11 protein-coding genes, 1 other RNA gene and 1 riboswitch are annotated in these 12,011 nt (G+C 65.0%); of the genes, 8 read left to right on the forward strand and 4 right to left on the reverse strand.

Annotated features, from left to right (window positions below; genetic code table 11):
* Nucleotides 1-31: 31 nt before the first annotated feature.
* Nucleotides 32-2,422, forward strand: coding sequence for a sensor domain-containing protein (locus PQV96_RS08260; protein WP_273625237.1), 2,391 nt, complete (start codon nt 32-34; stop codon nt 2,420-2,422).
* Nucleotides 2,423-2,511: 89 nt separating this feature from the next.
* Here the strand turns inward: PQV96_RS08260 and PQV96_RS08265 are convergent, their stop codons facing one another.
* From PQV96_RS08265 to PQV96_RS08275, 4 genes are all read right to left on the reverse strand, one after another.
* A complete protein-coding gene (locus PQV96_RS08265; RefSeq protein ID WP_273624970.1) occupies nt 2,512-3,327 on the reverse strand; it encodes a sulfite exporter TauE/SafE family protein in 816 nt (271 codons plus the stop codon).
* A 78-nt stretch (nt 3,328-3,405) separates the two neighbouring features.
* Nucleotides 3,406-3,585, reverse strand: a non-coding RNA gene (ssrS, locus tag PQV96_RS22390) — 6S RNA.
* Nucleotides 3,586-3,755: 170 nt separating this feature from the next.
* Nucleotides 3,756-4,103, reverse strand: coding sequence for a cell division protein ZapA (locus PQV96_RS08270; protein ID WP_142081006.1), 348 nt, complete (start codon nt 4,101-4,103; stop codon nt 3,756-3,758).
* A complete protein-coding gene (locus PQV96_RS08275; RefSeq protein ID WP_044398618.1) occupies nt 4,100-4,333 on the reverse strand; it encodes a hypothetical protein in 234 nt (77 codons plus the stop codon). Before PQV96_RS08275 ends, PQV96_RS08270 begins: the two co-directional genes overlap by 4 nt.
* Nucleotides 4,334-4,383: 50 nt before the next feature.
* A riboswitch (cobalamin riboswitch) is annotated at nt 4,384-4,619 on the forward strand.
* A gap of 86 nt (nt 4,620-4,705) precedes the next feature.
* Here PQV96_RS08275 and PQV96_RS08280 point away from each other — a divergent pair.
* From PQV96_RS08280 to cobO, 7 genes are read left to right on the forward strand one after another with little or no spacing between them, the layout of a single operon-like run.
* Nucleotides 4,706-6,586: a TonB-dependent receptor domain-containing protein gene (locus PQV96_RS08280; RefSeq protein WP_420482190.1), complete on the forward strand. Its 1,881-nt coding sequence runs from the start codon at nt 4,706-4,708 to the stop codon at nt 6,584-6,586.
* The gene (locus tag PQV96_RS08285) at nt 6,583-7,968 is read left to right on the forward strand and encodes a cobyrinic acid a,c-diamide synthase CobB (RefSeq protein WP_273624971.1); all 1,386 of its coding nucleotides are present in this window, start codon (nt 6,583-6,585) and stop codon (nt 7,966-7,968) included. Before PQV96_RS08280 ends, PQV96_RS08285 begins: the two co-directional genes overlap by 4 nt.
* 8 nt (nt 7,969-7,976) lie before the next feature.
* A complete protein-coding gene (gene cobU / locus PQV96_RS08290; protein WP_273624972.1) occupies nt 7,977-8,570 on the forward strand; it encodes a bifunctional adenosylcobinamide kinase/adenosylcobinamide-phosphate guanylyltransferase in 594 nt (197 codons plus the stop codon).
* Nucleotides 8,567-9,535, forward strand: a complete 969-nt coding sequence (locus PQV96_RS08295; protein ID WP_273624973.1) for an ABC transporter substrate-binding protein — start codon at nt 8,567-8,569, stop codon at nt 9,533-9,535. Before cobU ends, PQV96_RS08295 begins: the two co-directional genes overlap by 4 nt.
* Before the next feature lie 11 nt (nt 9,536-9,546).
* Nucleotides 9,547-10,590: a FecCD family ABC transporter permease gene (locus tag PQV96_RS08300; RefSeq protein ID WP_207374045.1), complete on the forward strand. Its 1,044-nt coding sequence runs from the start codon at nt 9,547-9,549 to the stop codon at nt 10,588-10,590.
* A gap of 44 nt (nt 10,591-10,634) precedes the next feature.
* Nucleotides 10,635-11,429 carry an ABC transporter ATP-binding protein gene (locus PQV96_RS08305; protein WP_207374044.1) on the forward strand — a complete coding sequence of 265 codons (795 nt, stop codon included), beginning with the start codon at nt 10,635-10,637 and terminating at the stop codon, nt 11,427-11,429.
* Nucleotides 11,419-11,988 carry a cob(I)yrinic acid a,c-diamide adenosyltransferase gene (gene cobO / locus PQV96_RS08310; RefSeq protein ID WP_207374025.1) on the forward strand — a complete coding sequence of 190 codons (570 nt, stop codon included), beginning with the start codon at nt 11,419-11,421 and terminating at the stop codon, nt 11,986-11,988. The genes PQV96_RS08305 and cobO overlap by 11 nt, the downstream gene beginning before the upstream one ends.
* Nucleotides 11,989-12,011 lie beyond the last annotated feature (23 nt).

A 12,011-nucleotide genomic window follows, 5' to 3' on the forward strand; every position in this document is an offset into this window, starting at 1 on the left:
TTATTCCTTGCCGCAGTCCTGGCTGGACGCGATGCTGGAAGCGGTTTGCCTGGTAGATGAAGCCTCTCTGCTCATTCTTGCCGCCAACCACGCTGTGGCCGAGCTGGTGGGTAAGCCCGTCCACGAATTGGTAAACACGCCCGTTCAAGGCTTGGCAGCCACTCCACAAGACTTTGTGTTTTGGTCTCAGCCGGTGCAGGCCCTGGCAGAAGGCATTCATTCAGAGACCAGCGTGTTGCATGCCAGCGGTGCCCTTGTGCCTGTGGAGCGAAGCGTACGCGGAGTGACCCTCCCAAATGGGGGAGGGGCTCTCCTCCTGACCATGATTGATCTGACGGCTCAACGTTCTACCGAGCGAGAGCTGGAGACTTTGCTATCGGAATTAAGGGCAACCCTGGACTCCGCAGCAGATGGCATGCTGGTGTGCGCCATGGATGGCAGCATTCGAGCTTTCAACCAGCGGTTGGTCAACATCTGGCGCATCCCTGCGGAACTGCTCACGCGACGTGACGATTCGGCAGTTTTTGCGCACATGGCAAAACAGGTGCGTGAGGCAGAGCTGTATTCCGAGCGGTTGCGGGAGATTGCTGCTGATCCGATGCAGGAGAGCTCGGACATCCTTGAACTGACCGAAGGCACCGTGCTGGAGCGCCGCTCGGTACCGCAGTTCAGTCATGGTCTTCCAGTGGGCAGGGTGTATTCATTCCGTGACGTTACGCGTCAGGCGGAAACGCAGGCCCATCTGCGTCTGGCTGCCCGGGTGTTCGAATCCAGTCTCGACGCCATTTTCATCGCAGACAGCCAGCACCGCATCCTGCGCATGAATCCTGGTTGCCTGAAGCTGATTGGCTCGGCAACAGAGTTGCACGTGGGCCAGCCCGCAGTCTCGCTCTTTGAGCTAGAAAGCCCAGCCCGCTGGATGACTGACGTGAAAGCGGGATGGGAAACATCGGGTTTCTGGGAGGGGGAGCTTTGGCTGCCGCGGGTCGGCTTGCCGCCTTGTGCGGTGCAGCTTTCCTGGGTCGTCGTGTACGACGATGGTGGGAAGCTCATGCAGAGCATTGGCTTCATGCGCGATCTGACTGCCCAGCACAACGCACAAAAGCGGATCAAGGAGCTCGCCTACACCGATGTCCTCACGGGATTGCCCAACCGATTGTTGCTGTCACAGCGTGTGGAAACCGCGATTGCGGATGCGCAGGAGCAGTCTGGTGGCTTCGCCGTGTTGTTTTTGGATCTCGATCGTTTCAAGATCATCAACGATTCGCTGGGGCATCCCTTTGGTGACCGGGTTCTTCAGCTGGTGGCGGAGCGACTGCAAACCTGCCTGCGCCAGACCGACATGCTCTGTCGGCTGGGTGGAGATGAGTTCGTGATCTACCTGCATGGAGGAAATGCCACGGTCGCTGAGGGCGTTTCGCGGCGCATTCTGGATGAGATGCTGCGGCCGTTCACGCTGGATGACATGGGCTTCTCCATTCAGTGCAGCATCGGTATTGCGTTGTACCCGCACGATGGCGTGTCACTGGACGATCTGATCAAGCAGGCAGATACGGCCATGTACCGTATCAAGGACCGTGGGCGCGGGAGCTATGGCTTTTACCAACCCCAAATGAATGCCAACTTGCTATCTCGCATGAAGCTGGAGCATTCCATGCGGCAGGCATTGGGATTGGATCGCATGGCTGTGCATTACCAGCCTCAGGTCAATCTGGAGACAGGTCGCATCACGGGTGCCGAAGCCTTGCTTCGGTGGCGGGATCCGGATCTTGGTGCGGTGTCTCCTGCAGTGTTCATTCCTTTGGCGGAGGAGTGTGGCTACATTGTTGCTTTGGGCGCCTGGGTCATGGAGCAGGCCATCCGTCAGTGCGCCAGATGGGTGGAGTTGGGGCACCCCATGGTGGTGTCGGTCAACGTTTCGGCACTAGAGTTCAGGCAGCCTGACTTTATCGATCGGCTGACTGCGTTGCTGGCCACGTACCAGCTCCCGGCTCATTGGCTGGAATTGGAGTTGACGGAAAGCATCCTGCTCCAGGATGCGCATGAGACAGAGCAGCGTCTGAGAGTGCTGGGCGACCTGGGCGTGCGCCTGGCCATTGATGACTTCGGGACGGGGTACTCCAATCTGGGCTACCTCAAGAAGCTGCCCATCCAGAAGCTCAAGGTGGATCAGTCCTTCGTGCGTGGTTTGCCCGAAGATGAGGGCGACCGTGCCATCGTGGGGGCCGTCATCAGCATGGGGCACGCACTGCGCATAGAGGTGGTGGCCGAGGGGGTGGAAACGTTGGCCCAAAAAGAGCTGCTACAGCAAATGGGCTGCGACCAATTCCAGGGTTTTTTGTGTGCCCCGGGCCTTACACCCGAGGACTTGGGTGAACTGCTGCTCAACCCTGAGCTGGTCCAGCAGCGGATTCAGGGTTGATCAGTTCCCCGGCGCTGCGCCCTGGATTGCTGCGCATCGATCGCAGCGAGCCCACCAATGTAGTCAGAGCCCGCGCGGTGGATGACGCATCAGGACGCGAAGGCGCCCTTCCAGAACATGTAGGCGGCCAAGCCGAAGAGCAGGCTGGCAAACACCCGTTTGAGCTTTTTGACCGGAAGGTTATGCGCAGCCTTGGCTCCCAGAGGGGCCGTGAGCACGCTGCAGGTGGCAATGACGCCCAGAGCAGGTAGCCACACGTAGCCCAAAGAACCTGCAGGCAACGAGGTAACCGACTGGCCGCTGATCACATAGCCCACCACGTTGGCCAGCGCGATGGGAAAACCCAGGGCAGCACTTGTGGCAACCGCCTTGTGGATGGGCACGTTGCACCATGTCATGAAGGGCACGCTGACAAAGCCACCCCCCGCACCGACCAGCCCAGACAGAAAGCCGATGAAGCCACCAGCGCCCAGTTGGCCTGCGGTTCCAGGCATTTGGCGTGTGGGAGCAGGCTTCTTGTCCAGAAACATCTGTACGGCTGAGAAACTCACAAACAAGCCAAAGAAAACAGCGAGGAAGCTGCCTTTGAGCAGTGCGAACACACCGAGGCTGGCCACAAAACCGCCCAGCACAATGCCTGGAGCCAGTTTGGTGACGATGTCCCAACGCACGGCTCCACGCTTGTGGTGGGCGCGCACGCTGGATACAGAGGTGAACACGATGGTGGCCATCGATGTGGCAATGGCCATCTTGACGGCCAGGTCCGGTGCCACCTGCCTTGCGTCCAGCAGGTAGGTCAGAAAGGGCACCAGCAGCATGCCGCCACCAATGCCCAAAAGCCCTGCGAGAAAGCCGGTGCACAAACCCAATAAACCCAGCTCAACAATCAGTAGGGGATCCAGCATCGAAGAATCACAGGAGGGGCGTTGAGGAGGGCGTAGAGGCCCCACCTGAGTTGGTGGGTGGGGCCGCCAGCCATGAAGAAGGTGTCTGCGAATGCCACCGGACCGGCATCCTGAACCGGGGGTTCAGGTGGGCGAGGGCAGCCTAACGTTGGGTTCATCTGACGCGAGACGATCACGCTCATCAGGCGATGTACCAAGCCCGTGCTCAGTGAGCATTGGTTCAAGGAAATATAAAGCCCGGCAGCACCGCAGACCCTTGCATTGTAGGCGCTTGGCTATCGCCCTGCAGGCGGATAGGCCAGTACCGTGGCGGGCGTTCGGATCAGGTCGCTGGTGCGTGCCCATCTTCAAGCCCATGGGGCATGACCCCTGTGAGGGTGGCGCGGGGGGGCACCGCGTAGCGATGGCCTCACCCAGCTGGAAGGGAGTTACAACAACTGTCCGTCCTGCCCGAGGGCTTGGTCCAGCCGACTTAGCAAGCTCTGCAGGCGCAATGTATCTTCTTCAGTTGGAGCGACTGCAGAAATGGGTGCACCGGCGGGCGCAGGTTGCGCGGCTGCCTGGGCTGCGGCGGCATCACGGTCGGCCACTTCAAAAGCCAGGTTCAACGCCGCCAACACAGCAATGCGCTCGCGTGCACGCACCTTGCCTGCATCGCGGATTCGGGTCATGGCCGTGTCCACCCGTTCCACGGCGTCCAGCAAACGTGATTCCTGTCCGTCTGGGCAGGCCAGCAGGTAGCTTTGCTGCAGGATTTGGACCTCGATTTGCTTCATTCGGCGTCCTTGTGGACAGGGGTGGCAGGGGCGTTGGCAGGCAGCCGCTCGAGCAGTGCGTCAATCCGGGCGCGAGCCGCGTTCAGGCGCGATTTCAGGGAGTCGCGTTCCTGCGTCAGGGCGCTGACCTGATCTGCCAACAAGGCATTGGTGCGTTGCAACTCGGCGTGGCGCAAGAGCAGGCGCTCGACACGCTCGGCGATCTGGTCGGTGGTGGAGGGTTCAGCCATAGAGATCGCAATTGTAGGGTTGTCTTTTTGGGACGGGGTGCCGCAAGGTTCTAAAATCCGACGGTTGGTGCTCGCAGGCTGGTTCACAGACTGCAGTTCAACGGGAAGCAGAAAGGTAACCCCACCGCCGTGGCAAGCCTCACCTGCGCTGCCCCCGCAACGGTCAGCAGACGGATCGCCCGATCCCCTCTCCATTCACACGCCACTGGGAGCCTTGAACAAGCCCTGGGAAGGCATTGGAGGGTGCTCTGCCAGCCCGGATACCGGCCAACACGGTGGTTGCCAGCGTTGATGAAAGACGCTGCGCAGCCGTATCACCCAGACGCTGGCGGGGAGGCCGGCACGGGTTATTTTGTTGATTGCGTTCCCACCATGAAGTACTTCACACCGCGCGCCCGCACCCAGGCGTTGTCGTTCTTGCGTCCCCGTCCGCTGGCTTTGGCCTGTGCCGGGCTGTGCGCTTTCACGGCCCAGGCCCAGGTCAGCATGGCGGATTCCGCGCTGCTGGCGCAGAACCAGCGCGCGCCCGCCTTGTCTGAAACCGTCGTCGCTGCCACCCGCACGCAGCAGCCTTTGTCCGACCTGGTGGCCGATGTGTCCATCGTGGACCGCGACAGCATTGAACGCAGTGGCGCCACAGGCCTGGGTGATTTGCTGGCCCGTCTTCCCGGGGTGGAAATGTCCCGCAATGGCGGCCCTGGCACGACCACCAGCCTCTTTTTGCGTGGTGCCGAATCACGTTTTACCGCCGTGTACATCGATGGTGTGCGGATGGACTCGCAGTCCACCGGCGGCGCCGCGTGGGAATCCATTCCGCTCGGACTGATTGACCGCATCGAAGTGCTGCGCGGCCCGGCAGGCGCGGTGTACGGCTCCGACGCCCTGGGCGGCGTGATCCAGATCTTTACCAAGCGCGGAGAAAAGGGCTTTGCGCCGTTTGTCTCCGTGGGCGTAGGCAACCGGGGCACCACCAAGCTCGAAGCTGGTGTCAGCGGTGCCAGTGGCACCGTGGACTACGCACTGGGCCTGCTGCGTGACGAGAGCGATGGCTTCAACGCCCGCCCCATCGCTGGCCAGAACCCTGACAAGGATGGCTACCGCAATACCGCCGGCAATGCCCGCGTGGGCGTGCAGCTCAACAGCGTGCACCGCCTCGAAGGCACGCTGATGGTGGGCGACACCAACAGCGGCTACGACAGTGGCCTGGGCAAGGATGACCGCGCCCTGCGCACCATGCATGCGCTGGGCCTCAATTGGCAGGCACAGTGGAGCAGCGCCTACAAAACCAAGTTCAGCGTGACCGATTCGCGCGACGAATACGAAACCAAGCCCTCGGTCTACCTGTCGGACACGCGCCTGCGCGGCTACCTGTTCCAGAACGAATGGCGCGAAGGTGCGCACTTGGTCACAGCCGCGCTGGAGCGCCGCGAAGACCACCTGGAGAACAACCCCATCGACCGCGACCGCTCGCAAAACGGTGTGGCGCTGGGCTATGGCTATAACGCCGGTGGGCACACGGTGCAGGTCAACGTGCGCCACGACGAAGACAGCGAGTTTGGTGGCAAGGGCACCGGCAGCGTGGCCTATGGCTACGCCATCACGCCCCAGTGGCGCGCTACGGCATCGGTGGGCACGGCCTTCCGTGCGCCCACGCTGTACCAGCGCTTCAGCCAGTACGGCGTGGCTTCTCTGAGCCCTGAGACGGCGCGCAACGCCGAACTGGGCTTGCGCTATGCCCAGGGCAGCAGCAGCTTCTCGGTGGTGGCGTTTCGCAACCGGGTGCGTGACCTGATTTCGTTCGCCGGGGCAGGGCCTTGTGCCTCCACGTTTGGCTGCTATGCCAACACAGCCCGCGCCGAATACAAAGGCGTGACCTTCGCAGCTTCGCACCGCATTGGCCCCATGCAATTGCACGGCTCGCTTGATGTGCAGCGCCCGCGTGACCTCGATACCGGCAAGCAACTGGCCCGCCGCGCCAAGCACCACGGCACCTTCGGGGCCGATACCGTGGTGGCTGGCTGGACTCTGGGGGCCGAAGTGCAGGCCTCGGGCCGCCGCTTTGACACGGTGGCCAACACCAACGTGCTGGGCGGCTACACCCTGGTCAACCTGTACGCCAGCACCCGCATTGCGCGTGATTACACCCTGCTGGCCCGAGTGGACAACCTGACCGACAAGGACTACCAGCTGGCCCGCAACTATGCCACCGCGGGCCGCACGCTGTTTGTGGGCCTGAAGTGGGCGCCGCAGTGACACCCGCAGTTCCGTTGCAGGCCGCTGCCCGCTGCCCCGCCTTGCTGATTGCTGCCCCGGCCTCGGGGCAGGGCAAGACCACGGTGACGGCGGCGCTGGCGCGCTTGCATACGCGCCGGGGCCTGCGTGTGCAGGTGTTCAAGTGCGGGCCAGACTTTCTGGACCCGCACTGGCACCAGTTGGCCAGTGGCCAGCCTGTGCACCAGCTGGACCTGTGGATGAACGGCGAGGCCGACTGCCGCCAGCGCCTGCATGCTGCGGCGCAAAGCAACGACCTCATCCTCATCGAAGGCGTGATGGGCCTGTTTGACGGCACCCCCAGCGCGGCCGACCTGGCACAGCACTTTGGCGTGCCGGTGCTGGCGGTGGTCGATGCATCGGCCATGGCGGGCACTTTTGGCGCGCTGGCCTTTGGCCTGCAGCACTACCGCCCCGGCATGCCCTGGGCGGGTGTGCTGGCCAACCGCGTGGGCAGCGAGCGGCATGCGCAGATGCTGCGCGATGGCCTGCGTGACAGCGCCGACTGGATGGGCGCGCTGATGCGCGTGAGCCATGGCGATGCCCCCGCCGCCAGCAAACAGGGCGCCGCCTTGCTGCCCGAGCGCCACCTGGGCCTGGTGGCCGCGCACGAGCTGGCCGACAGCGCCCAGCGGCTGCACGCCGCCGCCGACGCACTGGCCGCCACCCCGCTGGGCCAGATGACCCCGCAAGACCTGCAGCGCTGGGCGGTGGACTTCCCCGCGCCTGACGACACCAGCCCCGTCCCCGCCTTGCTTGCGGGCCGCACCGTGGCCGTGGGGCGCGATGCTGCGTTCTGCTTTACCTACGCCGCCAATTTGCAAACGCTGGAGCAGCTGGGCGCGCGCGTGGTGTTCTTCTCGCCGCTGGATGACGCCGCCTTGCCCGAATGCGACGCCGTGTGGCTGCCCGGCGGCTATCCCGAGCTGCACACCGAACGCATCGCAGCCAATGCCGGCATGAAGGCCAGCCTGATGGCCCATGTGCTGCAGCGCAAACCCCTGTGGGCCGAGTGCGGCGGCATGATGGCACTGTTCGAATCCATCACGTTGACGGACGGCACCCAGCACCCTGTGTGGGGCCTGCTGCCCGGCCATGTCACGGTGCACAAGCGCCTGGCCGCGCTGGGCCCGCAGCAACTGGTGGTGGATGGGCACACGCTGCGTGGGCACACCTTCCACTATTCCACCGCGCAAAGCGACGCGCCCGTGGTGTCGCGCACCTCGCGGCCCGATGAGCCCGTGGCCGCCGATGCGGGCGAGGCGCTGTACCGTCTGGGCAGCATCCACGCCAGTTATTTCCACGCCTGGTTTCCCTCCAATCCGGTGGCGGTGGCGCGGCTGCTGGGTGGAGTGGCTGCGTGAGCCACGCCATGCAAGTCAGCCGCTCTGAGCTGATCCTCGGCGGCCAAAAAAGCGGCAAGTCTCGCCGCGCCGAGCTGCTGGCGCGTGACTGGCTGGCCCAATCGCCCGCGCACAACGCGCTGCTTATCGCCACTGCCCAGCCGTGGGATGGCGAGATGCGCGAGCGCATTGCCCGCCACCAGCGCGACCGGGCCGAGCGCGTGCCCGGCCTGCAGACGCTGGAAGAACCCCGCGACCTGGCGGCTGCCCTGGCAACGCACAGCACCGCGCACACGCTGGTGGTGGTGGATTGCCTCACGCTGTGGCTGACCAACTGGCTCATGCCTGCAGGTGATGAGGATCTGGATTTGAAGCAAAAACAGGCTCTGGCGCTTGACTGGAAAGCGCAAGCAGCTCACTTTTTGATAGCGATTGAGCAAGCCCCAGGCCCTGTGGTGCTGGTGGGCAATGAGATTGGCCTGGGCGTCATTCCCATGGGCCGCGAAGTGCGCGCCTTTGTCGATGCGCTGGGCGTGCTCAACCAGCAAGTGGCGCAGGCGTGCGAACGCGTCACGCTGATGGCGGCCGGTTTGCCGCTGACCTTGAAAGAACCCTTGCGATGAAACCCACCCCCGTGCGCCGCATTTTGATGGTGCTGGCCATCGTGCTGTTGTTGCTGGTGCTGATGGTGCTGATGGTGTCGCTGGCGCGCGCGCAGGGCGCTGCGGCGAATGCGTCGCCCATTGCCACGGGCGTGCGCGTCACAGACGACCGGGGCCGCACCGTGGCTTTGCCACAGGCGCCGCAGCGCATCGTCAGCCTGCTGCCATCGCTGACCGAAACCGTCTGTGCGCTGGACCAGTGTCACCGCCTGGTGGGCGTGGACCGTTATTCCAATTACCCTGCCAGCGTGCAGAAGCTGCCCAAGGTGGGCGGTGGGCTGGACCCCAACATCGAGGCCATCGTGGCCCTGCGGCCCGACGTGGTGGTGATGTCCGTCTCATCCCGCGCAGGCGAGCGGCTGGAGGCGCTGGGTGTGAAGGTCGTCACGCTGGAGCCCAAAACCCATGCCGACGTGCAGCGTGTGCTGGCCACCATGGCCCGCCTGCTCGGCCAGCCCGACGATGCCGCGCGCAAGGTGTGGCGCGTGATCGACGCTGCTGTGTCTGCCGCCGCCCAGAGCCTGGCGCCCGAGGCCCGCAACACCCGCGTGTACTTTGAAGTGAGCCGTGGCCCCTACGGCGCGGGCGAGTCGTCGTTCATTGGCGAGACGCTCACGCGCCTGGGCGTGAAGAACATCGTGCCCGCATCGCTCGGGCCCTTTCCGCGCCTGAACCCCGAGTTTGTGGTGCGCGCCAACCCCGACCTCATCATGATGGGCAACCGTAGTATGCAGAACATGGTGCCGTACCCAGGGTGGGACACCATCAAGGCCGTGCGTGAGCAGCGCCTGTGCGTGTTTGGGCCGGACGATTCGGACACCGTGGTGCGCCCCGGCCCCCGCATGGCCGAGGCCGCCCGGCTGATGGCCCAGTGCATCAACGACAAGATGGCCCGCCAGCCCAGGCCCGTGGCGGCCCGGCCATGAGCGAATCTGCCATGCCCTCAGCCGCGCGCCGCGCCGCAGCCCACGCCGGCATTGCCACGGCGCGCCAGCGCGCAGCCTTGCTGTTGCTGGGCTTGATCGTGCTCTCTGTGCTGCTGGCGGGGCTGGGCGCCAGCGTGGGCAGCACGGGTTTTGACAGCGTGCTGCGCCTGGCCGACGACCCCTTGGCCGCCCGTATCGTGTGGGACATTCGCCTGCCGCGCAGCCTGGGCGCGTGGCTGGCAGGTGCACTGCTGGGCCTGGCGGGCGCCGTAGCGCAGGGGCTGTTTCGCAACCCATTGGCCGATCCGTTTTTGCTGGGCAGTGCCTCGGGTGCATCGCTGGGCGTGGCATTGGCCCTGGCGTTGTTTGGCGTGGCCCCGGCCACCGTATGGCTGGTGAAGCTGGGGCTCACGGGGGCTGCCTTTGCAGGCGCTGTGCTGGCCGTGCTGCTCACGCTGCAACTGGCGCGCGGCGTGCAGCACACCCTGCGGCTGCTGCTGGCCGGGGTGATCGTGGGCGTGGTGCTGGGCGCCGTCAAAGACCTCATTACTTTGGCCGCGCCGGACATCATCCCGTCCATGCAGGGCTTCAATCTGGGCAGTGCGGGCTTCATCGGCTGGGCCTCATGCGTGCTGATGGCTGCGGCCTGGTGCGTGTGCGCTTTGGCGGCCTGGGTGTTCAGCCGTGCGCTGGATGGCCTGAGCCTGGGAGAGGCCACGGCCGCCAGCCTGGGCCTGCCGCTGGCCCCCATGCGTCTGGCGCTGGTGGCTGTGCTGGCCCTGGCCACCGGCACGGCCGTGGCGCAGACGGGGCTGATCGCGTTTGTGGGGCTGGCCGCGCCGCACCTGGTGCGCTCCATGGCCAAAGTCACCCACGCCTGGCTGGTGCTGCTGGCCAGCCTGATGGGCGGCGTGTTGCTGATGGGCGCCGACGTGCTGGCGCGCTGGGTCATCGCCCCGCAAGAGCTGCCGGTGGGCGTGCTCACCGCCGTGCTGGGCGGCGGCTACCTGCTGTGGCTGATGCACCGGCGCACCGGCCAAGGGAGCGTGTTGTGATCACGTTGCATGCTCCTCAATTGATAGCTATCCACGCCCACCAGATGGGCGCTAGCGTGGGCCCATGCCCTGTACTGCAAGACATTCATCTGCCCGTGCTGGCGGGGTGCTGGACGAGCATCGTCGGCCCCAACGGCGCCGGCAAATCCACCCTGCTGCGCGCACTGGCAGGGCTGATGCCGCACACCGGTACGGTGCACCTGCTGGGCCGCGAGCTGGCCGACTGGCCCCGGCGCGACAAGGCGCGGGCGCTGTCGTGGTTGGGGCAGAACGAAGCGGCGGCGGACGACCTCACCGTGTACGACGTGGCCATGCTGGGCCGCCTGCCGCACCAGCCCTGGCTGGCCCCACCCAGCGCAGCCGACCATGCCGCCGTGGAGCAAGCCCTGCGCGCCACCCACGCGTGGGACTGGCGCCAGCGCACGCTGGGCGGCCTCTCGGGTGGTGAGCGCCAGCGCGTGCTGCTGGCCCGCGCCTTGGCGGTGCAGGCGCAGGTGCTGCTGATGGACGAACCCCTGGCCAACCTCGACCCCCCCCACCAGGCCGACTGGCTGCTGCTGGTGCGCGCGCTGGTGGCCGAGGGCAAGACCGTGGTGAGCGTGCTGCACGAGGTATCGATGGCGCTGCAGGCCGACCATGTGGCCGTGCTGGCACGCGGGCGCATCGTGCACCACGGCGCCGCGGCAGACCCCGACACACACCGTGCGGTAGAGCGCGTGTTTGACCACCGCATTGCCATCCACAGCGTGGCCGGGCAGTGGATGGCGCTGCCGCGACTGCATCCCACGGCTGCGCCGCCTTTCCCTGATTTGAACGAGAACCCATCCCATGCAAATTGAAGCCGCCCCCACCGAAAAGCGCTACGAAAAACCCGAGGGCGAACGCCGTGGCCTCATCATCGTCAACACCGGCGATGGCAAGGGCAAAAGCACCGCAGCGTTTGGCCTGGCCCTGCGCGCCCATGGCCGGGGCAAGGCCGTCAAGATTTACCAGTTCATGAAAGTGCCCACCGCCCGCTTTGGCGAGCACCGCATGTTCGAGCAGATCGGCATCCCCATCGAAGGGCTGGGCGACGGCTTCAGCTGGAAGAGCCAGGACCTGGAGCATTCCGCCCAACTGGCCCGCGATGGCTGGGAAAAGGCCCGCGCCACCATCATGGGGGGCGAGCATTTCATGGTGGTGCTTGATGAGATCACCTACCCGCTGATTTATGGCTGGCTGCCGCTGGAAGGCGTGCTGCAAACCCTGCGCGACCGGCCCAAGGACATGCACGTGGTGCTCACCGGCCGCCGCTGCCCCGAAGAGATCATCGAGCTGGCCGACACGGTGACCGAGATGAAGCTCATCAAACACGCGTTCAAGGCCGGGGTGCCTGCGCAGCGCGGCATTGAAGACTGAGGCTTTGCGCCCGGCGGCCTGGT

The sequence above is a fragment of the Acidovorax temperans genome, from assembly GCF_028596105.1.
Lineage (GTDB): Bacteria > Pseudomonadota > Gammaproteobacteria > Burkholderiales > Burkholderiaceae_C > Acidovorax > Acidovorax temperans.